The 21,301-nt window shown below is 74.3% G+C and carries 16 protein-coding genes and 2 pseudogenes; 16 read left to right on the forward strand and 2 right to left on the reverse strand.

Features of this window, described 5'->3' with window-relative positions; genetic code table 11:
• Nucleotides 1-80 precede the first annotated feature (80 nt).
• From arc to prcA, 7 genes are all read left to right on the forward strand, one after another.
• A complete protein-coding gene (gene arc / locus ACQPYN_RS17550) occupies nucleotides 81-1,883 on the forward strand; it encodes a proteasome ATPase (RefSeq protein WP_328307264.1) in 1,803 nt (600 codons plus the stop codon).
• Between the two features lie 41 nt (nucleotides 1,884-1,924).
• On the forward strand, nucleotides 1,925-3,190 hold the full coding sequence (locus ACQPYN_RS17555; RefSeq protein WP_433025333.1) for an esterase/lipase family protein: 1,266 nt from the start codon (nucleotides 1,925-1,927) through the stop codon (nucleotides 3,188-3,190).
• Entirely contained in the window at nucleotides 3,187-4,485 is a 1,299-nt protein-coding gene (locus tag ACQPYN_RS17560) for a multidrug effflux MFS transporter (RefSeq protein WP_433025336.1), read from the forward strand. Before ACQPYN_RS17555 ends, ACQPYN_RS17560 begins: the two co-directional genes overlap by 4 nt.
• Before the next feature lie 10 nt (nucleotides 4,486-4,495).
• Entirely contained in the window at nucleotides 4,496-6,013 is a 1,518-nt protein-coding gene (gene dop / locus ACQPYN_RS17565; protein WP_433025339.1) for a depupylase/deamidase Dop, read from the forward strand.
• 76 nt (nucleotides 6,014-6,089) lie between these two features.
• Nucleotides 6,090-6,284 (forward strand): ubiquitin-like protein Pup, encoded by a 195-nt coding sequence (locus tag ACQPYN_RS17570; protein ID WP_274194800.1) that lies wholly within the window; start codon nucleotides 6,090-6,092, stop codon nucleotides 6,282-6,284.
• A 172-nt stretch (nucleotides 6,285-6,456) separates the two neighbouring features.
• Nucleotides 6,457-7,293, forward strand: a complete 837-nt coding sequence (gene prcB / locus ACQPYN_RS17575; protein WP_433025343.1) for a proteasome subunit beta — start codon at nucleotides 6,457-6,459, stop codon at nucleotides 7,291-7,293.
• A 73-nt stretch (nucleotides 7,294-7,366) separates the two neighbouring features.
• Nucleotides 7,367-8,176 carry a proteasome subunit alpha gene (gene prcA / locus ACQPYN_RS17580; RefSeq protein ID WP_433025346.1) on the forward strand — a complete coding sequence of 270 codons (810 nt, stop codon included), beginning with the start codon at nucleotides 7,367-7,369 and terminating at the stop codon, nucleotides 8,174-8,176.
• Nucleotides 8,177-8,183: 7 nt separating this feature from the next.
• Here the strand turns inward: prcA and ACQPYN_RS17585 are convergent, their stop codons facing one another.
• Together ACQPYN_RS17585 and ACQPYN_RS17590 are read right to left on the reverse strand one after the other, a co-directional pair.
• Nucleotides 8,184-9,698 carry a bifunctional phosphatase PAP2/diacylglycerol kinase family protein gene (locus tag ACQPYN_RS17585; RefSeq protein WP_433025349.1) on the reverse strand — a complete coding sequence of 505 codons (1,515 nt, stop codon included), beginning with the start codon at nucleotides 9,696-9,698 and terminating at the stop codon, nucleotides 8,184-8,186.
• A 14-nt stretch (nucleotides 9,699-9,712) separates the two neighbouring features.
• Entirely contained in the window at nucleotides 9,713-11,260 is a 1,548-nt protein-coding gene (locus ACQPYN_RS17590; protein ID WP_433038930.1) for a bifunctional phosphatase PAP2/diacylglycerol kinase family protein, read from the reverse strand.
• A gap of 136 nt (nucleotides 11,261-11,396) precedes the next feature.
• On the opposite strand from ACQPYN_RS17590, the gene pafA reads away from it, so the two are divergent.
• The 9 genes and pseudogenes from pafA (at nucleotide 11,397) to ACQPYN_RS17635 (ending at nucleotide 21,219) form a co-directional block, all read left to right on the forward strand.
• Nucleotides 11,397-12,755, forward strand: coding sequence for a Pup--protein ligase (gene pafA, locus ACQPYN_RS17595; RefSeq protein ID WP_274190452.1), 1,359 nt, complete (start codon nucleotides 11,397-11,399; stop codon nucleotides 12,753-12,755).
• A 105-nt stretch (nucleotides 12,756-12,860) separates the two neighbouring features.
• The gene (locus ACQPYN_RS17600; RefSeq protein ID WP_433025353.1) at nucleotides 12,861-13,940 is read left to right on the forward strand and encodes a serine/threonine-protein kinase; all 1,080 of its coding nucleotides are present in this window, start codon (nucleotides 12,861-12,863) and stop codon (nucleotides 13,938-13,940) included.
• A gap of 358 nt (nucleotides 13,941-14,298) precedes the next feature.
• Entirely contained in the window at nucleotides 14,299-14,628 is a 330-nt protein-coding gene (locus tag ACQPYN_RS17605; protein WP_433025356.1) for a hypothetical protein, read from the forward strand.
• A 60-nt stretch (nucleotides 14,629-14,688) separates the two neighbouring features.
• Nucleotides 14,689-15,596: pseudogene (locus ACQPYN_RS17610) on the forward strand (helix-turn-helix transcriptional regulator); the annotation flags it as partial.
• Nucleotides 15,597-15,678: 82 nt separating this feature from the next.
• Nucleotides 15,679-16,661, forward strand: a pseudogene (locus ACQPYN_RS17615) (helix-turn-helix transcriptional regulator).
• 146 nt (nucleotides 16,662-16,807) lie between these two features.
• A complete protein-coding gene (locus tag ACQPYN_RS17620; RefSeq protein WP_433025359.1) occupies nucleotides 16,808-17,041 on the forward strand; it encodes a hypothetical protein in 234 nt (77 codons plus the stop codon).
• Complete coding sequence (gene tatA / locus ACQPYN_RS17625) at nucleotides 17,038-17,316, forward strand: Sec-independent protein translocase subunit TatA (RefSeq protein ID WP_433025362.1); 279 nt, start codon at nucleotides 17,038-17,040, stop codon at nucleotides 17,314-17,316. Before ACQPYN_RS17620 ends, tatA begins: the two co-directional genes overlap by 4 nt.
• A gap of 94 nt (nucleotides 17,317-17,410) precedes the next feature.
• On the forward strand, nucleotides 17,411-18,346 hold the full coding sequence (tatC, locus tag ACQPYN_RS17630) for a twin-arginine translocase subunit TatC (protein WP_433025365.1): 936 nt from the start codon (nucleotides 17,411-17,413) through the stop codon (nucleotides 18,344-18,346).
• A 38-nt stretch (nucleotides 18,347-18,384) separates the two neighbouring features.
• Nucleotides 18,385-21,219 (forward strand): DEAD/DEAH box helicase, encoded by a 2,835-nt coding sequence (locus tag ACQPYN_RS17635; protein WP_433025368.1) that lies wholly within the window; start codon nucleotides 18,385-18,387, stop codon nucleotides 21,217-21,219.
• The last annotated feature ends 82 nt before the right edge of the window (nucleotides 21,220-21,301 follow it).

The following is a 21,301-nucleotide window of genomic DNA, read 5'->3' on the forward strand; positions in this document are numbered from 1 at the left end:
AGTCCGTCACCGGGACGCTACTCCACGGACACCTCGATTCGCGGGTACGGTTGCGCCACGGAGTAGCGGAGGAGGGCGCCGTGACGACTGACGACGACCCCAGGGGCCGATCCGACCAGGGCCGGGACCGCGGTGAACGCGGCTCGGCGGACATGGCAGCACAGGTGCGCTTCCTCGAGGACGAGGTCGCGCTGTTGCGGCGCAAGCTGACCGAATCCCCTCGGCACGCGCGCATCCTCGAGCAGCGACTGGGGGAGGCGCAGCAGCGCGTCTCCCAGCTGACCGAGCGCAACGACAAGCTCACGGAAACGCTGAAGGAGGCGCGCGCGCAGCTCGTCTCCCTCCGCGAGGAGGTCGACCGGCTCGCGCAGCCGCCGTCGAGCTACGGCGTCTTCCTGGTCGCCCACGAGGACTCGACCGTGGACGTGTTCACCTCCGGCCGCCGCATGCGGGTTGCGGTGTCGCCGGCGGTGGAGACCGCCGAGCTGACCCGCGGGCAGTCCCTGCGGCTCAACGAGGCGCTCACCGTGGTCGAGGCCGGCGAGTACGAGCGCATCGGCGAGGTGTGCGCGCTGCGGGAGATCCTCACCGACGAGGACGGCAGCCGGACGCGTGCGCTGATCATCGGGCATGCCGACGAGGAGCGGGTCATCCACCTGGCCGACTCGCTGCTCGGGGCGGACGGCCCGGAGCTCAAGCCGGGCGATTCGCTGATGGTCGACTCCAAGGTCGGCTACGCGTACGAGAAGGTGCCGAAGGCCGAGGTCGAGGAGCTCGTCCTCGAGGAGGTCCCCGACGTCGCCTACACCGACATCGGCGGTCTCTCGCGGCAGATCGACTCCATCCGCGACGCGGTGGAGCTGCCGTTCCTGCACGCGGACCTGTTCCGGACCTACCAGCTGCGCCCGCCCAAGGGCGTGCTGCTCTACGGCCCGCCCGGCTGCGGGAAGACGCTCATCGCCAAGGCGGTGGCGAACTCCCTGGCCAAGAAGGTCGCCGAGACCCGCGGTGAGGACAGCCGCGACGTCAAGGCGCACTTCCTGAACATCAAGGGCCCGGAGCTGCTCAACAAGTTCGTGGGCGAGACCGAGCGGCACATCCGGATGATCTTCCAGCGGGCGCGCGAGAAGGCGTCCGAGGGCACGCCGGTCATCGTGTTCTTCGACGAGATGGACTCGATCTTCCGTACCCGTGGTTCGGGCGTCAGCTCGGACGTCGAGACGACGATCGTGCCCCAGCTCCTCTCGGAGATCGACGGCGTGGAGGGGCTCGAGAACGTCATCGTCATCGGCGCCTCCAACCGTGAGGACATGATCGATCCCGCGATCCTGCGGCCGGGCCGGCTCGACGTGAAGATCAAGATCGAGCGTCCCGACGCGGAGTCGGCGATGGACATCTTCGGCAAGTACCTCATCGACGGGCTCCCGGTCCACGAGGAGGACATCGCCGAGTTCGGCGGCAACCGTGCGGCGTGCCTCGAGGGCATGATCGAGCGCGTCGTCGAGCGGATGTACGCCGAGACCGACGACAACCGCTTCCTCGAGGTCACCTACGCCAACGGGGACAAGGAGGTCCTGTACTTCAAGGACTTCAACTCCGGCGCGGTGATCGAGAACATCGTGGGGCGGGCGAAGAAGGCCGCGATCAAGTCGCACCTGGAGTCGCAGCAGTCCGGTCTGCGCGTGCAGCACCTGCTGGACGCGGTGGTGGACGAGTTCGCCGAGTCGGAGGACCTGCCCAACACGACCAACCCCGACGACTGGGCCCGGATCTCGGGCAAGAAGGGCGAGCGGATCGTCTACATCCGCACGCTCGTCACCGGCAAGGGCGCGGCGCAGGGCAAGGAGATCGACACGGCCTCGAACACCGGCCAGTACCTGTGACACGAGAAGCTGTGTACGCCCAGTACCGGTAATCTCGGGTCATGACCGACGAGCACACCCGGCCGTCCCGCACCCCGGAGCGCACCCCCTCGAGGGATCGCAACGAGGTCCGCGGGGCGGCCGGCGTCGCGTCGGAGGCGATCGACATCGTGTCGCGCCCCGTCCAGGGCACGCACGAGGCCGTCGCGGGCACCGTCTTCGGCGCGCTGCGCAGGGTCGGGCTCGGCCCGGCGTCGCGGCCCGTGCAGGTGGTGCACGACGGCATCAGCTCGGGCGTCTACGCCGCGGTGCGTGGCATCTCCCAGCTCGCCGGGCGCGGCATCGGCGTCGCCGCCGGCCTGGCCCGTCCCGGGGAGTGGCGACCCATCACAGGCAACCCCACGGGCGCCGTGATCACCGGGGCGATCAACGGCCTGGTCGGCGACCACATGGTGGCCCTCGACAACGACCTCGCCGTCCCGATGGCGCTCTACACCTCGACGCTCGAGGACGAGCACGACGCGCTGCCCGCCGACCCCGAGGAGCTGCGCGCGGCCGTCGCCGACCACCCGGAGCGCGACCTCGGCCGCCTCGTGCTGTTCGTCCACGGCCTCGGCGAGACCGAGCACGCCTGGCGGCTCTACGGCGAGGCGAGCGCGGGGGAGGGCTACGCCGAGCGCGTGGCGTCGGCCACCGGCGCGACGCCCCTGCTGCTGCGCTACAACTCCGGCCTGCGGATCGCCGACAACGGGGCCGCCCTGTCCCTGCTGCTCACCGACCTCTGGAACCGGTGGCCCGCCGAGGTGCGCCGGCTCGACCTGGTCGGGCACTCGATGGGCGGGCTCCTGCTGCGCCACGCCTGCCACCACGCCGTCGAGACCGGTCAGCCGTGGGTCACGACGGTCCGGCGCATGATCTACCTCGGCTCGCCGCACCGCGGGGCGCCGCTGGCCCACCGCGTCGACCAGCTCGCCTCCGGGCTCTCGCGCTGGTCGCGCTCGGCCACCTGGGGCGAGTTCCTCGACCGGCGCTCCGCCGGCATCCGCGACCTCGTGGCCGGGGTGTCCGACGCCGAGGTGCCGCTGCTCGCGCACGCGTCGCACCACGCCGTGGCCGCGTGCGTCACCAGCTCCGAGCACCACCCGCTGGCCAACGCCCTGGGCGACATGCTGGTGCCCGTCGACTCGGCGGGCGGCGCGATCGCCGACGTCCAGCCACTGACGTCGTCGCACCACTTCCACCTGCTCAACGACCCGGACGTCCACGACCACCTGCTGCGCTGGCTCACGGCGGAGGACCCGGCCGACACCGGGGACGACCCGGCGTGACCGGGCCCGCCCCGTCGGAGGACCCGACGGCAGGGGCGGGGGAGGAGCGGACCGGCAGCCACACCCTCAGCAGGCGCGCGCACCGCGCCCGGCTCGTGGTGCTCGGTGCGCTCACCGCCGCCGCCCCGCTGTCGCTGGACACCTACCTGCCGGCCCTGCCCGCCCTCACCGCGGATCTGGCGACGACGCCGTCGGTCGCCCAGCTCTCGCTGACCGCCTGCCTGGTCGGGCTGGCGCTCGGCCAACTGGTCGCGGGCCCGCTGTCCGACGTGCTGGGGCGGCGGCGCCCGATGCTGATCGGGTCGGCGGGGTTCGCGGTCGCCTCGGTGCTGTGCGCGGTGGCGCCGACCGTGGAGGTCCTGATCGGGCTGCGCCTGGCGCAGGGCCTGCTCGGGGCCGTGGGCATCGTCGTGGCGCGCGCGGTGGTCCGCGACACCAGCGACGCGACGTCGTCGGCGCGCTCGTTCGCCACGCTGATGCTCGTCTCCGGGGTGGCCCCGATCGTCGCGCCGGTGCTCGGCGGCCAGCTGCTGCGCGTGACGAGCTGGCGCGGGGTGTTCGTCGTGCTCGCCGTCTACGGGACCCTGGCGGGCGTCGCGGTGCTGTTGCTGGTGCGCGAGTCGCTGCCCCGGTCGCGGCGCCGCTCCGGGAGCGCGGCGGCCACCGCGGCCTCGTTCCGCGTCCTGCTCTCCGACCGGCGGGTCCTGGCCTGCGTCCTGACCGCCGGCCTGCTGTTCGCGGCCATGTTCGCCTACATCTCGGGCTCGACCTTCGTGCTGCAGGATCTCTACGGGCTCTCGCCGCAGGGGTTCTCGGGGGTGTTCGCCGCCAACTCGGTGGCCATCGTCGCGTCGGTGCAGGTGGCGGGCCGTCTCGCGGGATCGGGGCGGGTGCGCCCGGAGCGGCTGCTCGTCGTCGGGCTGGGCGTCGCGGTCACCGGCACGAGCGTGCTGCTGGCGTCGGCGCTGCTCGACGTGGGCCTGGCCGGCATCCTCGCGGGCCTCGTCGTGACCGTGATCGGCGTCGGGTTCGTCCTCCCGAACGCCACGACGCTCACCCTGGCCGATCACCCCGAGCACGCCGGGAGCGCGTCGGCGCTGCTCGGCACCGCCCAGTTCCTGGTCGGGGCGGGCACGGCCCCGCTCGTCGGGATCGCCGGCGGCCGCTCCGCGCTACCCATGGCGGCGACGATGGCGGGGGCCGTCCTGGCAGGTGCGGTGGTGTTCGCGGTCCTGTGGCGGGCCCCGGAGCGGGGCCCCGGGTCGGAGCAGGCCCCGCGCCCGTCGCACCCGTAGGGTCGAGAGCATGACCGCGCGCCGCATCATGGGCACCGAGATCGAGTACGGCATCTCCGTCCCCGGCGACCCGGCGGCGAACCCGGTGATCACCTCGACCCAGATCGTGCTGGCCTACGCCGCGGCGGCCGACGTGCCCCGCGCGCGCCGCGCCCGGTGGGACTACGAGGTCGAGTCGCCGCTGCGTGACGCCCGCGGGTTCGACCTCGGGCCGAGCGCGGGCCCGCCGCCGGACACCGGCGACCTCGACGACCTCGGCGCCGCCAACGTCATCCTCACCAACGGCGCCCGGCTCTACGTCGACCACGCGCACCCGGAGTTCTCCGCCCCCGAGGTGACCACCCCGCGCGACGCCGTCATCTGGGACAAGGCGGGCGAGCGGGTCATGGAGGACGCCGCCGAGCGCGCCGCCACCGTCCCGGGCACCCCGCGCATCCAGCTCTACAAGAACAACATCGACGGCAAGGGCGCGAGCTACGGCTCGCACGAGAACTACCTCTGCGCCCGCCAGACGCCGTTCCCGACGATCATCACCGGCCTGACGCCGTTCTTCGCGTCGCGGCAGGTCGTCTGCGGCGCCGGCCGCGTCGGGCTCGGGGCGTCGGGCGACGAGGCGGGCTTCCAGCTCTCCCAGCGCGCCGACTACATCGAGGTCGAGGTCGGGCTGGAGACCACGCTCAAGCGCGGCATCATCAACACCCGCGACGAGCCCCACGCCGACGCCGACAAGTACCGCCGGCTGCACGTCATCATCGGCGACGCGACGCTGGCCGAGTACTCGACGTTCCTCAAGTGCGGCACCGCGGCGCTCGTGCTCTCGATGATCGAGGGCGGGGTCCGCTTCGACGACCTGCGCCTGCTCGAGCCGGTGCGCTCGGTGCACCGCATCAGCCACGACCCGACGCTCAAGACCGTCGTCGAGCTCTCCGACGGGCGCAAGATGACCGCGCTCGACCTCCAGCACGCCTACCTCGAGCGCGCCTGGAAGCACGAGGAGACCACGCAGGACGGCGAGATCGACCCGATGACCCGCGAGGTGCTCGACATCTGGCAGCAGGTCCTCGACGACCTCGGCAGCGACCCGTTGCGCTGCGCCGACCGCCTCGACTGGGTGGCCAAGCTCAACCTGCTGCAGAGCTACCAGCAGCGCGACAACCTGCCGTGGGACTCGCCGAAGCTGCACCTCATCGACCTGCAGTACGCCGACGTCCGCCAGGCCAAGGGTCTCTACAACCGCCTGGTCTCCCGCGGCTCGATCAAGCGGCTGGTCGACGAGGAGGCCGTCCGCGCCGCGGTCACCAACCCGCCGGAGGACACGCGGGCCTACTTCCGCGGCCGGTGCCTCGAGCGCTACCCCGGCGAGGTGGCCGCGGCGTCGTGGGACTCGGTCATCTTCGACCTCGGACGCGAGTCCCTGGTGCGGATCCCGACCCTGGAGCCCCTGCGCGGCACGCGCGGGCACGTCGGCGAGCTCATCGACAACTCCGCGGACGCCAGCGCGCTGGTCGAGGCCCTGACGCGGGGTTAGTGATCCGCGGTACGGGCGGATGTCGCTCTCGATGGGTAGGGTTCCACCTGCAGTACCGAGGACCCGGGAGGCAGCCATGGCGCAGGAACAGACCCAGCGGCAGGGCGGGGGCGACGACGGCGACGGCGGCGAGGACTCGACCGCCGCCGGCCAGGAACGCCGCGAGAAGCTCGGCGAGGACGTCGACACGATCCTCGACGAGATCGACGACGTGCTCGAGGAGAACGCCGAGGACTTCGTCCGCGCGTACGTCCAGAAGGGCGGCCAGTAACCTCCCGGCGGAGCCTCGCGGCCCGCGCCGGACACCTTGAGAACCCCGCCGCCCCCGCGGCCCGGTACGCCGGGTCTCGGGGGCGGTGTTCCATCACCCGACAGCCCCGCTCGACAGCCCCGCCCGACAGACCCATCCAGCCCACACGACCTGCCTAGGAGCGCCCCCACCGATGGAGCCCTCGTCGGCCCTGCACCCGGCCTACTTCCAGGCAGGCACGGCCTCGTTCGTCGATTTCCTGCGCGAGGTCCGGCCCGACCTCCTGCCGGGGGGGAACGCCCGGCCCGTGACGCCCGAGCAGGCGGGGCACGTCGCCGCCGCGCACGGCACGACGATCGTCGCCGCGGTCTACGACGGCGGCGTCGCGATCGCCGGCGACCGTCGCGCCACGATGGGCAACCTCATCTCGTCGCGCGACATGCAGAAGGTCTACGTCACCGACGACTACTCGGCGGCGGGCATCGCGGGTACGGCCGGGCTCGCCGTCGAGGCCGTGCGGCTGTTCGCGGTCGAGCTGCAGCACTACGAGAAGCTCGAGGGCGTCCAGCTCACCTTCGACGGCAAGGCGAACAAGCTCGCCGGCATGGTGCGGGGCAACCTCGGCGCCGCGATGCAGGGTCTGTCGTTCGTGCCGCTGTTCGTGGGCTACGACCTCGACGCCGCCGACCCGGCCCGCGCCGGGCGCATCGTGTCCTACGACGTCGTCGGCAGCCGCAACGAGGAGACCGACTACGCCGGCGTCGGCTCGGGGTCGCTGTTCGCGAAGTCCGCGCTGAAGAAGCGCCACGACCCCTCCGCGTCGGCCGCCGACTGCGTGCGCACCCTCGTCGAGGCGCTCTACGACGCCGCCGACGACGACAGCGCCACCGGCGGCCCGGACACCATCCGCGCGATCTACCCGATCGTGGTCACCATCGACGCCGAGGGCGCCACGACGCTGCCCCAGGAGGAGACGGCCGCGGTCGCCGAGGCCGTCGTCGCCGGCCGTCGCGAGAAGCCCGGCGGCTGAGCCGCACCCACCGGACAGCACCCCCTCCCGCCCGACCCCACCCGACCGCCCGACCCCAGGAGCGCTCCCCGCCATGACGATGCCGTTCTACGCGTCGGTCGACCAGCTGATGCGCGACCGTTCGGAGCTCGCGCGCAAGGGCATCGCCCGCGGGCGCAGCGTCGTCGTGCTGACCTTCGCCGGCGGCGTGCTGTTCGTCGCGGAGAACCGCTCGAACTCCCTGCGCAAGGTCTCCGAGATCTACGACTCGCTCGGGTTCGCCGCGGTCGGGCGCTACAACGAGTTCGAGAACCTGCGCACCGCCGGCATCCGTTTCGCCGACGTCCGCGGCTACTCCTACGACCGGCGCGACGTCTCCGGTCGCTCGCTGGCCAACGCCTACGCCCAGATCCTCGGGGCGAGCTTCATCGAGCAGCAGAAGCCGTTCGAGGTGGAGCTGTGCGTGGCCGAGGTCGGCGCGACGCCCGACCGCGACCAGATGTTCCGCATCACCTACGACGGGTCGATCTCCGACGAGCCGCGCTTCGTGGTCATGGGCGGCACCACCGAGCCCATCAGCGCGGCGCTGCGCTCGTCGTACGAGCCCGACCTCGAGATGCGCGACGCGCTGCGCATCGCCCTCGAGGCGCTGCAGTCCCAGAACGGGACCTCGTCGAGCTCCTCCGCCGCCTCGACCGCCGAGCCCCTCGGCGTCGACGCGCTCGAGGTGGCCGTCCTCGACCGCGCCCGCCGTCCCCGCCGCACGTTCCGACGGGTGACCGGCGCCGCCCTCGCGGCCCTGCTGCCCGGCGACGAGAGCCCTGCGGCCGAGGAGACCCCCGCCCAGGACACCGGCGCGGGCGACGAGGTCTCCGGCGCCGGCGGCGCCGACCCGCAGGCCTGAGCGTCCCCTACGGTCGCGGGATCTCCTCCCGCGACCGGTACACCGGCACCGGCTTGGGCGCGATCCGGAAGACGAAGCGCTCGCTGTCGGGCTGCACCTCGCCGTCGGTGGCCAGGCCGACCGGCGGGCCCACCACCCGCACCGACAGCCGGGTCCGCGTGTTCGCCACGTAGACGCGGCTGCGGGCGAGGGTGCCGGCGAGGACCGAGATCATGAATCGGGTGCGGGAGAACGGCACGTCGGCGCGCAGGTAGCGGACGTCGAGCACCCGCGCGTCGAGCCGCGGGCGGGACAGCGGAGCCATGCCGCGCGGCTGGTAGCCGCCGTTGCCGACGAAGAGGAGCCAGAGGCTCTGGCGCCGGCCGTCGATCTCGACGACGAGCGGGGTCGCCTCGGCGAGCACCCGCACGAGGGCCATGGCCGCCGACGGCCACTTGCCCCACTGCTCCTCCCAGTCCTCGCGCAGCTTGACCATGTCGGGGTAGCCGCCGAGGCTCGCCGTGTTGACGAAGGCGACGGTGCGCTCCTCGCCCTCGGCGGGGGTGATGTCGACGAGCCCGACGTCGACCAGCACCGCGTCGCCGTCACGGGCGGCGGCCAGCGCCGAGGGCGAGTCGTCGATCCCGACGTCGCGGGCGAAGTGGTTGAGCGTGCCCTCGGGCAGGACGACCAGCGGGACGTGGCGGCGCTGGGCCAGCCCGGCCAGGGCCGCCACCGAGCCGTCGCCGCCGGCGACCCCGATCGCGCGGGTGGCGCCGCCGTCGACCATCGGGCGGTCGAGGGCGGCCTCCACCTCGACGACGAAGTCCTCGCCCGGCGTCGGGATGACGACCTGGGCCTTCGGGAGCACCGCGTGGATCTCGGCGTGCACCTCGGCGACCGGGTCCTCCTCGTCCTCGTCCCCGCCGACCCCGACCACGGGCGCCACGATCTGACCGAGGGTCTCGAGCGGGCCCGGGGTGCCGGCGGACCGGTTGGCGACGATGACGAGCCCCGCGCCGTCACCCAGCGCCGGCGCGCCGCCCGCGGGACGGGCGCGGGCCGGGGCGTGGCGCACCACGGGCCACCAGCGTCGGGTCAGCGTCGCGATGCCGGCGCCGAGCACCGCGCCGGCGGCGACGTCGGCGAAGGTCCGCTCGCCGAGGGACACCCGGGCGGACGACACCCCGACCGCGAGCGGCGCCAGCGCCGCCCCGAGCAGCGGCGACTCCATGGCCGCGCCGGTGACGAACGCCGTCGAGGACGCGGCGTGGGCCGACGGGAAGCGCCGCGACCACGGGCGGGAGCGGGGGAGCAGGGGCTTGGCCAGCGCGTGGGCGACGGTCGACGTGGCGGCGGCGGCCAGGATCCCGCGGACCCCGGCGCGGCGCAGCGGCCCGCGCCCGGAGGCCACGAGACCACCGGCCACGGCGGCCCAGATGAGGCCGCGGTCGGCGGTGCGGTCGAGACGCTGGAGCCAGGAGGACCAGGCGGGGGAGTCGGAGCGGGGAGCGGCCACGACCGGGAGCACGGCTGGGGTCACGGGATGCTTTCGGGTCAGCGGGCGGTGGCGCGGTGCGGCCACAGAGCCTCGTCACGGCGGTAGATCGGCACGGGGTGGTCGGCCACCCGGTAGCGCAGGCGTTGTCCCTTGCCGACGACCTCGCCGTCGGCGGCGACCTCGACCGGTCCGTCCAGCAGCTCGATGTCCAGCGACCGCATGGCGCTCTCCTGGTAGATCCGGTTGTGGCCGAGCACGCCGGTGGCCAGCGCCACGAAGGCGCGGGCACGGGCGAAACGCCGGTCGGCGCGCAGGTAGCGGACCTCCAGCACGCCGGTGTCGAGGCGGGGCCGGTACGACGGCACCATCCCGGTCGGCACGTAGGGCCCGTTGCCGACGAACAGCATCCACACCGACCGCTCCACGCCGTTGAGGCGGACGCGGATGGGCCGGCTGCGCTTGAGGGTCACCAGCAGAGCGGCCACCGCCGAGGGCCATTTGCGCCACCGCGGCTGCCACTTCTCGCGGAGCCGGACCATCTCGGGGTAGCCGCCGAACGCCGAGGTGTTGACGAAGACGACGCGCTGGGGCTCCTGGCGGCCCTCGGCGTCGGGATGGATGCGCAGCTCACCGAGGTCGACGGCGACGGCCTCGCCCGCGCCCGTCGCGTCGATGGCCTCCTGGGTGTCGTAGACGCCGACGTCACGCCCGAAGTGGTTGAGCGTCCCGGCGGGCACGACCGCCAGGGGGAGGTCGAGGTCCTCGGCCACCCGCGCGGCGGCGGCCACGGAGCCGTCGCCGCCGGCGATGCCCAGCGCCCGCACCCCGGGCTGGCGGGCGGCGTCGGTGAGGGCCTCGGCCAGGTCGGCGTGCTCCTCGAGGCGCAGCACCCGGGCACGCGGCAGGGCGCTCACGAGCTCGTCGTACGGGTCGACGCCGGCCTTGCCCGAGCGGCTGTTCACCATGACGACGAGGCCCTCGCCGTCGGGGAGGCTCGGCGCGCCGGCGACGGGGCGGGCGGCGGCCTCGTCGATGTCGCGCACCGGCAGCCAGCGCCGTGTGGCCAGCGCCACGCCGGCCCCGAGCGCCGCGCCCGTGGCGACGTCGCTGGTCCAGTGCACGCCGACGTGCACCCGGGAGTACGCCACGGTCAGGGCCAGCGGCACGACCCACGTCGCGGCCTTCGGGCTCTCCATCGCCACGGCGGTGGCGAACGCGGCGGCCGAGGCGGCGTGGCCGGAGGGGAACGACGACGACGTGGGCGGGAAGTCCAGCGAGCGGTACTCCGGCAGCAGCTCCGCCGCGGGCCGGCGGCGGGGGACCAGGGGCTTGAGCACGCCGTTGGCCAGCAGGCTCGCCCCCGTGATGGCCAACGTGCCGCGTAGCGCGCCGCGGCGGGTGTGGCGGGTGCCGGCGGCGAGCACGGCAGCGACGCCGAACCAGAGCTTGCTGTGGTTGGCCGACCTCGTCAGCGCGGCCAGCGCAGGGTCCGCGGCCGTGTAGGGCAGCGCGCCGATGGCGGTGGTGATCCGGCAGTCCTGCTCGTTGACGTCCGCGAGGCGCCGCCGGCTGCCGCGCGCGCCCTGGCGTACTCGTCGTCCCACGCCGTGGGAGAAGTCCGATGCCAGTCCACGTCCCGGGAGTGCCACGGGGCCGACCGTAGTGATCCGGTCGGGCAGACCCGGGACCCGGCCGCTCGAGGAGCATCACAGGGCCCCTCGAACGCTTAGGGTGGTGCGCATGCAGCGGAGGATTTACGGGGTCGAGACCGAGTTCGGTGTCACCTGCACCTTCCACGGCCAGCGGCGACTCTCGCCCGACGAGGTGGCCCGCTACCTGTTCCGCCGGGTCGTGTCGTGGGGGCGGTCGTCGAACGTCTTCCTGCGCAACGGCTCGCGCCTCTACCTCGACGTCGGCTCGCACCCGGAGTACGCCACCGCGGAGTGCGACTCGCTCACCCAGCTGGTGGCCCACGACAAGGCCGGCGAGCGGATCCTCGAGGACCTGCTCCTCGACGCCGAGCGCCGCCTGGCCGACGAGGGCATCGGCGGCGACATCTTCCTGTTCAAGAACAACACCGACTCGGCGGGCAACTCCTACGGCTGCCACGAGAACTACCTCGTCGGGCGTTCGGGGGAGTTCTCCCGCATCGCGGACGTGCTGCTGCCCTTCCTCGTGACCCGCCAGCTCATCGCCGGCGCCGGGAAGGTCCTGCAGACGCCGCGGGGCGCGGTGTTCTGCCTCTCCCAGCGCGCGGAGCACATCTGGGAGGGCGTGTCGTCGGCGACGACGCGCTCGCGCCCGATCATCAACACCCGCGACGAGCCGCACGCCGACGCCGAGCGCTACCGCCGCCTGCACGTCATCGTCGGCGACTCGAACATGAGCGAGGTCACCACGCTGCTCAAGGTGGGCACCACCCACCTCGTGCTCGAGATGATCGAGCAGGGCGTGCAGTTCCGGGACTTCACCCTCGACAACCCGATCCGCGCCATCCGCGAGATCAGCCACGACCTCTCGGGACGCCGTCCGGTGCGCCTGGCCGGCGGACGGGAGGCCAGCGCACTCGACATCCAGCGCGAGTACCACGCCCGCGCCGTCGAGCACGTCGCCCGGCGCGGCTCGGACCCGGTCACCGACCGCGTGCTCGAGCTCTGGGGCCGCACGCTGGACGCCGTCGAGCGCCAGGACCTCTCCCTGATCGACCGTGAGATCGACTGGGCCATCAAGCACCGCCTGGTGCAGCGCTACCGCTCCAAGCACGACCTCGGCCTGTCGAGCCCCCGGGTGGCCCAGCTTGACCTCGCCTACCACGACATCCGTCGTGGTCGCGGCATCTTCGACCTGCTCCAGCGCAAGGACATGGTCGACCGCGTCACTGACGACGGCGAGATCGAGGCGGCCAAGGACACCCCGCCGCAGAGCACCCGCGCCAAGCTGCGCGGCGACTTCATCGCCGCCGCCCAGGCCGCCGGCAGAGATTTCACCGTGGATTGGGTCCACCTCAAACTGAACGACCAGGCCCAGCGAACCGTCCTCTGCAAGGACCCCTTCCGCGCCGTGGACGAACGCGTCGACCGACTGATCGCGACCTTGTAACCGCGCTCACGTCGGCGGCGTGCGTCGGGGGCGCACGAGGTAACCCGGTTCGCACTGCCCCAGCACGCACCGACCGACGACGCCCGAGGACGGCACGAGAACTCGATGCAGCACCAGCCCCGCACCTCCCGCCTGCACCGCCCCGTGGCGGCGCCGAGCACGATGCACGACGCCGCGCCGGTGCCGGTCGACGCGTCCGTGGCCGGCACGGTGCTCGGCGGCCGGTACCGGATCGGCGAGTGCATCGGCTCCGGCGCGATGGGCGTCGTCTGGACGGCCTGGGACCGGCGTCTGCGGCGCACCGTCGCCGTCAAGCAGCTCGCCGACGGCGGCCACCGCGACGCCACCGAGGAACGCGTCGCCCGGGCCCGCGCCATGCGCGAGGGCCGGATCGCGGCGCGCGTCGTGCACCCGCGCGCCATCGCGGTGTTCGACGTCGTCGTGGACGGTCACCCGGATACCGGGCACGGCCCCTGGCTCGTCATGGAGTACCTGCCGTCGCGCTCGCTCGCAGCCCTCATCGCCGAGCACGGGCCGCTCGAGCCCGCCGAGGCCGCCTGGGTGGGCGCGCAGGTGGCCGACGCCCTGGGCGCCGTCCACGAGGCGGGCATCGTCCACGGCGACATCAAGCCCGGCAACGTCCTCATCACCGACGACGGCGTCGCGAAGATCACCGACTTCGGCGTCTCCCGGGCCACGTGGGACACCACGGCGACCGGCGGCGGCACCGTCGCGGGCACCCCGGGCTACTTCGCCCCCGAGGTCGCCCGGGGCGGCGACCCCACGCCGGCCTCCGACGTCTTCTCCCTCGGCGCCACGCTCTACGCCGCGGTCGAGAACGAGCTGGTATGCGGGCACCACGACAACACCCTCGCCGTGCTCCACGCCATGGCGGAGGGCAAGCTCCGCCCGGCCACCCGCGCCGGCGTGCTCGGACGCCCCCTCGCCGCGATGCTGCGCCTCGACCCTGCCCACCGGCCCGGCACCGGCGCCGTCGAGCGGGCCCTGCGCAGCCGCGGGACGGCGCCCTTCGTCCCGGCGCCGCGCGAGGCCGCCGTGCCCGCGCCGCGGGTGACGGGCACCGCCGAGGTCCCGGTGCCGGCGCCGTCGGCTCCGTCGGACGAGGAGCCGGGGAGGACGTCCCCGCCGAGGGGACGCCCGCCGTCGCGCCGCCCCCGCCGGTGACCGGCCCGTCGGAGGCCGTCGCCGCCGGTCCGGCCGAGGTGGGTCCGGCGGAGGTGCGTGCCGCCGACGTGCGCCCTGCTGACGTGCGACCCCGCCGCACCTCCCGCGGCGGTTCCGACCGCAGCCGTCCCTCGCGCTTCGGCTCCCGTCGCGTCGCCGTCGTGGCCGCGGCCTCGGGCGCCGTCCTCGCCGTGGGCGTCGGCGTGGCGGTCGCCGTCGGGACCGGCGACCGGACGGCGCCGCCCGTCGCCGCGCCCGCGGAGCCCGCCCTCTCCTCGGAGTCGCCCGCGGATCCCTGGGCGGCGGCGCCCCGGCCTCCCCGACGCCCACGCCGCGGGTCGCCGAGCCGCTCTCGCCGGTGGACCCGGCCGCGCCCGGCGACCCCGCGTCCGTGGTGGTGAACTACTACTCGTCGCTGCCCGGCGACATCGACGGCGCCTGGGAGGTGCTGTCGGACCGCGCCCGCGACGAGTCGGGCGGCTACGACGAGTACCGCAGCTTCTGGTCCGGGATCCGCGAGGTCCGGGCGACGAACGTGGCGGTGCGGCGCGACACGGTCACCGCCGACATCGAGTTCACCACCGCGAGCGGGCGCACCAGCCGCGAGAGCTACCGCTTCGAGGTCGACCGCGACGACGACGGCCAGGTGCGGATCGAGCGGGCGCAGCGCAGCTCGGACTCGATCTGATCCGACTCGCCGGGGCACCGGCGTTCGAACACCTGCGCGAGGGGCCGTAGGCTCCCGCGAGTGACGACCAGCCCGTCCGCGCGCGCCGAACGCCTGGTCAACCTCGTGCTCTGCCTGCTCTCGACGCGCCAGTTCCTCAGCGCCGAGCGCATCCGGGCCACGGTGCCGGGCTACGCCGACGTCGCGTCCGACGAGGCGTTCTTCCGGATGTTCGAGCGGGACAAGGCCGAGCTGCGCGAGCTCGGGGTGCCGCTGGAGACCGGGCGGTCCTCGATGGCCGAGCCCGTCGACGGCTACCGGATCGCCCGGCGCGACTACGAGCTCCCCGACATCGACCTGGCCCCCGACGAGGCGACGGCGGTCGCGCTGGCCGCGCGGCTGTGGGACTCGCCGGCGCTGGCGGGGGCCGCGCGCACGGCGCTGCAGAAGCTGCGGGCGGCGGGGATCGCGGTCGACCCGGATGCCGCATCGGCGGTGCAGCCCCGGCTCCGCGCCACCGAGCCGGCGTTCGCGCCGCTGCTGGCCGCGAGCCGCGCCGGCCGCGTCGTCACCTTCACCCACCGGTCGAACCCGTCCGCGCAGGCCCGGACGCGCACGGTCGAGCCGTGGGCGTCGTGTCCTGGCGCGGCCGCTGGTACCTCGTCGGCCACGACCGCGACCGCGACGACGTCCGCTGCTTCCGGCTCTCGCGCATCGGTGACGACGTCCGGGCGACGGGGCCGCGCGGGGCCGTGACGCCGCCCCCGGACGTCGACCTCGTCGCGCTCGTCGCCGCCTCCGCGGGGCCGCCGCCGCCCACGGGCCTGGCCCGCATCCGCCTCACCCCGGGGCGCGCGGAGGGCCTGCGGCGCGGCGCCCGGCCCGATCCCGGCGGCGACCCGGACGTCGTGGAGATCGACCTCTCCCGCGTCGACACCGCGGCCCGCTGGGTCGCCGGCCACGGCCCCGACGCCGTCGTCCTCGAGCCCCCGAGCTGCGGGACGCCGTGGTGGCGCTGCTGCGGGGGTCGCTGGACCGTGCGCCCGAGGCCGCCGACGCCGGGAGCCTGCGGTGACGGCCGGGGTGGCCGAGCGGCTGCCGCGCCTGCTCACGCTCGTGCCCTACCTGCTCGCCCGTCCCGGGATCGCCGTGGCCGAGGCGGCCGCCGACTTCGGCGTCGCCGAGGCCCAGCTGCGGCGTGACCTCGAGCTGCTCTGGATGTGCGGGCTCCCGGGGTACGGGCCGGGCGACCTGGTCGACCTCTCGTTCGAGGGCGACACCGTGACCGTCACGTTCGACGCCGGCATGCGCCGTCCGCTGCGCCTGTCCGGCGACGAGGCCGCGACGCTGGCCGTGGCGCTGCGGGCGCTGGCCGACGCGCCCGGGGTGGTGGACGCCGACGCGGTGCAGCGGGCCCTGGCGAAGATCGAGGACGCCGCGGGCCGGGTCGGGGTCGAGGCCGCCGAGCCCGTCACGGGGGAGGGCGTCGCCGTCGGGCTGGGCCGCGCGCCGGGCGGGGCGGAGGACGCGGTGCGGCGCGGGGTCGAGACGGGCCGCGCGCTGCGCCTGACGTACTACTCGGCGTCCCGCGACGCCGTCGGCCGCCGCGTCGTCGACCCGATGCGCCTGCTGCTCGTCGACGCGTCGGTGTACCTGGAGGCATGGTGCCGCCGCGCCGAGGGCGTGCGGCTCTTCCGCCTGGACCGCGTGGACGACGCGGAGGTCCTCGACGAACCCTCCGCCCCGCCGCCCGGGGCCCGCGGCCGCGAGGGGTCGGGGAGGACCTGCTGCGCCCCGACGACGGCGCCCACGTCGCCGCCCTCGTGCTGCGCCCCGCCGCCCGCTGGGTGGCCGAGTACTACCCGGTCGAGGGCCTGCACGCCGACGACGACGGCTCGGCCCGGGTGACCATGCGCTACGGCGACCGCGACTGGATGGTCCGCCTGCTGCTCGGCCTGGGCGACGCCGTCGAGGTCCTGGCCCCGCCGGACCTGGTCGAGGCCCGCCGCCACCGGGCCCGGGAGGCCCTGGCGGCGTACGGCGAGGGCGCCTGACCAGGATCAGGAGAGCGCCGTCCACCTCGACGTCCACCGTGAGGTGGACCGTGCGCTCCTGATCACCGCGCACGCCCGCGACACCGGCCCCCGGCGGCACACGGGCGTTCACCGCAGGGTCACGACGCCGGGTTAGGGTCGGCGCCGTGCCGTACCTGTGGAGCATCGTCGCGGTCGTCGCCGCGGTGGTCGTGCTCGGCCTGGTCGTCGTCGCCGCGCTCAAGCCGGTCAAGCGGTTCGCCCTCGTCGCGGGCGTCGCGCGGGAGCAGCTCGGCCGGGAGGCCGGGATGCTCACGGCGCGCACCGCCGCGCTGCGGGTCCGGCTCGAGCAGCGGCGCACGCGTAGCATCAGCAGCACCGTGGAAGGAGCCACACCGTGAGCGAATGGGTCATCATCGCGATCGTGGGCGTGGTGCTGCTCTTCAGCGCCAAGAAGCTGCCCGACATGGCACGCGGCCTCGGGCAGTCCATGCGCATCTTCAAGGCCGAGACCCGCGGGCTGAAGGAGGACGAGCAGGCCTCCAAGCCCGGCGAGGCCTCCGCTACGCCGCAGGCTCCGGGTCGCGCGCTGGACGAGGGCTCGTCGGGCACGAACGGCGTCGCGCCCTCGTCGCCGGACGCCACCCCGACCCCGCGGCCCGGCTCCACCTCCTGAACCCTCGATGACTGCGTCCTCCGGGTCGCGTGCCCGGTGGTGGCGCGGTCTGCGCCGGCCCGGGTCACGCCGTCGTGCCAATCCCGACGGCACGATGACGCTCGTCGAGCACATCTACGAGCTGCGACGACGCCTCGCGATCGCCCTGCTGGCCGTCGCGATCGGTACCGCGCTCGGGTTCTTCTGGTACACGGCCTACCCGTTCGGCCTGCCGTCGCTGGGGCAGATCCTCACCGAGCCCTACTGCGCGCTGCCGCCGGAGAACCGCGTGCAGCTCGGGGGCGGGCAGGAGTGCCGCCTCGTCGCGTTCGGGGTGTTCGAGCAGTTCACCCTGCGCCTGAAGGTCGCCGCGACGGCCGGGGTCCTGATGTCGAGCCCGATCTGGTTCGCCCAGCTCTGGGGCTTCATCACGCCCGGCCTGTACGCGAAGGAGAAGCGCTTCGCGTACACGTTCGTCACGGTGGCCGTGGTGCTGTTCACCGCCGGGGCGGTGCTCGCGTACTACGTCGTCACCCAGGCCCTGCAGTTCCTGTTCACCGTCGGCGGCGACATCCAGACCACGGTGCTGCGGGGCTCCGACTACTTCAGCCTGCTCATCGCCCTGTTGGTCATCTTCGGGGTGAGCTTCGAGCTCCCGCTGCTGGTGGTCATGCTCAACCGCGTCGGGATCGTCTCCTACGCCCAGCTCTCCTCGTGGCGGCGCGGACTGATCTTCGGGCTGTTCGTGTTCGCGGCGCTCGCGACGCCCGGTCAGGACCCGATCTCGATGCTCGCCCTGGGCGTCTCGCTCGTCCTGTTGCTCGAAGTCTCCATCCAGGTCGCCCGCGTGCACGACAAGCGGGCGGCTCGCCGGCGGCTGGAGCAGGGCTGGGACGGCTTGGACCCCGATCAGCCCTCACCGCTGGACGACCGCCTGGGCTCGTCGACGCCGGCCCCCGCGCCGGCTCCGCGCATCGAGCCGCTGCCCCCGCCGTCACAGGCCCCCGATCGGGGCAGCGACGGCTCGACCGACCGGTGGGACGCCACCTGATCCGGCGGCGCCCCGCCCGGATGTGACACTGTGGAGGCGTGGCCACTCGCTCTCCTGCCGAGGCCTACGAGCAGGCTCGCACCCGCTCCTCGCACCCCCAGCTCTCGCAGTTCGCCGCCGAGCTGTCGTTCGAGCTCGACGACTTCCAGCGGCAGTCCTGCCTGGCCCTCGAGCAGGGTCACGGCGTGCTGGTCTGCGCGCCGACGGGCGCGGGCAAGACGGTCGTGGGCGAGTTCGCGGTGCACCTCGCCCTGGCGCGCGGCCAGAAGTGCTTCTACACGACGCCGATCAAGGCGCTGTCGAACCAGAAGTACACCGACCTCGTCGAGCGCCACGGCGCCGACGCGGTCGGCCTGCTGACCGGCGACGCGGCGATCAACGGCTCGGCCCCGGTGGTGGTCATGACCACCGAGGTGCTGCGCAACATGCTCTACGCGGAGTCGCCGGCGCTCGAGGGTCTCGCCTACGTCGTCATGGACGAGGTGCACTACCTCGCCGACCGCTTCCGCGGCGCGGTGTGGGAGGAGGTCATCCTCCACCTGCCCCAGCACGTGCAGATCGCGTCGCTGTCGGCCACGGTGAGCAACGCCGAGGAGTTCGGCGACTGGCTCGTCACCGTCCGCGGTGACACCACCGTCGTCGTGGACGAGACCCGCCCGGTGCCCCTGTGGCAGCACATGGTCGTCGGGCACCGGATGTTCGACCTGTTCGCCGAGGAGCGCCGCGGCGGTACGACGGCGCTCAAGGTCGACCCGACGCTCGTGCGTGCCGTCGCCGAGGTCGACCGCGGGCCCTCGATCCGGGGCGGGCGCGCCCGGTCCGGGCCGCCCGGCCGTGGCGGACGCGGGAACGACCGGCGCGGCGGACCGGCACGCTCCGGACCGCCGGGGCGCGGCGGGGGATCGGGCTTCCGGCCGCCGTCGCGCGTGGACGTCATCGAGCGCCTCGACGCCGCCGGGCTCCTGCCCGCGATCACGTTCATCTTCAGCCGGGCCGGGTGCGACGCCGCGGTGACGCAGTGCGTGCGCTCCGGTCTGCGGCTGACGGGCCCGGACGACGCGGCGGTCATCCGCGAGGTCGTCGAGCGCAAGACCGCGGGCCTGCCCGAGGCCGACCTCGACGTCCTGGGCTACTGGGAGTGGCGTGACGGCCTCGAGCGCGGGGTCGCGGCCCACCACGCGGGCATGCTGCCGGCCTTCAAGGAGACCGTCGAGGAGCTGTTCGTCCGCGGCCTCGTCCGGGCGGTGTTCGCCACGGAGACGCTCGCGCTGGGCATCAACATGCCCGCGCGGACGGTCGTGCTCGAGAAGCTCGTGAAGTACAACGGCGAGGCCCACGTCGAGCTGACGCCGGGGGAGTACACCCAGCTCACCGGCCGGGCGGGCCGCCGCGGCATCGACGTCGAGGGCCACGCGGTGGTGCTCTGGGTGCCCGGCGTGGACCCCGAACAGGTCGCCGGCCTCGCCTCGACCCGCACGTACCCGCTGCGCTCGTCGTTCCGCCCCGGCTACAACATGGCGGTCAACCTCGTCGACCGCGTCGGGGTCGAGAGCGCCCGCGAGCTGCTCGAGCAGTCGTTCGCGCAGTTCCAGGCCGACCGCAGCGTCGTCGGGCTGGCCAAGCGTCTCGAGCGCAACCGCGAGGCCCTCGCCGGCTACGCCGAGGCCGCCGGCGGACACTCCGGGGACGAGGGCGACTTCCGGTCCTTCGCCGAGTACATGGACCTGCGCCGCCGGGTGACCGACCGCGAGAAGCTCCTGTCGCGCCAGGGCCGGTCGGCGCAGAAGGCCGAGGCCGCGGCGTCGCTCGAGGCGCTCAAGCCGGGCGACGTCATCGCCGTCCCGGGCGGCAAGCGCGCCGGGCTGGCCGTCGTGCTCGACCCGGGCATCGACCGCAGCCCCCGCGACCAGGAGCCGCGCCCGCTCGTCCTCACCGAGGACCGGTGGGCCGGGCGCCTCTCGCTCGCCGACTTCCCCGAGCCCGTCGCGGCGCTCGGCACGATGAAGCTGCCGCGCAAGATGGACCACCGCGTCCCGCGGCTGCGCCGCGACCTCGCCAACGCGCTGCGCGAGACGGGGATCGAGCCGCCGACCCGGTCGGGGTCGTCCCGGCGTCGCCGGGGCGCCGAGAACGAGGATCCCGAGCTCGCGTCGCTGCGCCGTGCGTTGCGCGCCCACCCGTGCCACGGGCTGGCCGACCGGGACGACCGCTCGCGGTGGTTCGAGCGCTACCAGCGCCTCGAGCGCGAGACCGAGCAGCTCCAGGACCGCGTGCGCTCGACGACGCACTCGCTCGCCCGCACGTTCGACCGCATCCGCGGGCTGCTCGGCGAGCGCGGCTACCTCGACGACGAGGACGTCACCGAGAACGGGCGTCGGCTCTCGCGGCTCTGGGGGGAGTCCGACCTCCTCGTCGCCGAGTGCCTGCGCCACGGCGTGTGGCGCGGGCTCGGCCCGGCCGAGATCGCGGCGGTGGCGTCGTCGCTGGTCTACGACAGCCGCCGCGACGACGGCGGCGTGCCCCGCGTGCCCGAGGACGCGACGTCGGCGGTCGAGGAGACGGTGGCCCTGTGGCACGACCTCGTCGCCGACGAGCGCCGCCACCGACTCGACCGCACCCGCGAGCCCGACCTCGGCTTCGCGTGGCCGGTGCACCGGTGGGTGCGCGGCGACTCGCTCGCGGTCGTGCTCGCCGGGGCCACCTCGCACGGCACCGAGCTGTCCGCGGGAGACTTCGTCCGTTGGTGTCGGCAGGTCGTCGACCTGCTCGACCAGATCCGCGCCGTCGCCGGCAACGAGGACACCGTGGGCCGGGCCGCGGGCGACGCGGTCCGCGCCATCCGGCGCGGTGTCGTCGCCGTGGGGGAGGGCTAGGACCGTGAGCACGCCGCCGGAGGAGCCGAGCGCCCGGCCGGAGTCGCCCTGGGCGCCGCCCGCGGCGGGGGCACGGGCTCCG

Origin of the sequence: Actinomycetospora sp. CA-053990 (genome assembly GCF_050948445.1) — a bacterium.
In the GTDB taxonomy this organism is placed as follows: domain Bacteria; phylum Actinomycetota; class Actinomycetes; order Mycobacteriales; family Pseudonocardiaceae; genus Actinomycetospora; species Actinomycetospora callitridis.

Coding starts and splice junctions, on each gene's coding strand:
- ACQPYN_RS17555 (WP_433025333.1), top strand. CDS start 1,925: ATGACCGACGAGCACACCCGGCCGTCCCGCACCCCGGAGCGCACCCCC.
- dop (WP_433025339.1), top strand. CDS start 4,496: ATGACCGCGCGCCGCATCATGGGCACCGAGATCGAGTACGGCATCTCC.
- ACQPYN_RS17570 (WP_274194800.1), top strand. CDS start 6,090: ATGGCGCAGGAACAGACCCAGCGGCAGGGCGGGGGCGACGACGGCGAC.
- prcB (WP_433025343.1), top strand. CDS start 6,457: ATGGAGCCCTCGTCGGCCCTGCACCCGGCCTACTTCCAGGCAGGCACG.
- prcA (WP_433025346.1), top strand. CDS start 7,367: ATGACGATGCCGTTCTACGCGTCGGTCGACCAGCTGATGCGCGACCGT.
- pafA (WP_274190452.1), top strand. CDS start 11,397: ATGCAGCGGAGGATTTACGGGGTCGAGACCGAGTTCGGTGTCACCTGC.
- ACQPYN_RS17600 (WP_433025353.1), top strand. CDS start 12,861: ATGCAGCACCAGCCCCGCACCTCCCGCCTGCACCGCCCCGTGGCGGCG.
- tatC (WP_433025365.1), top strand. CDS start 17,411: ATGACGCTCGTCGAGCACATCTACGAGCTGCGACGACGCCTCGCGATC.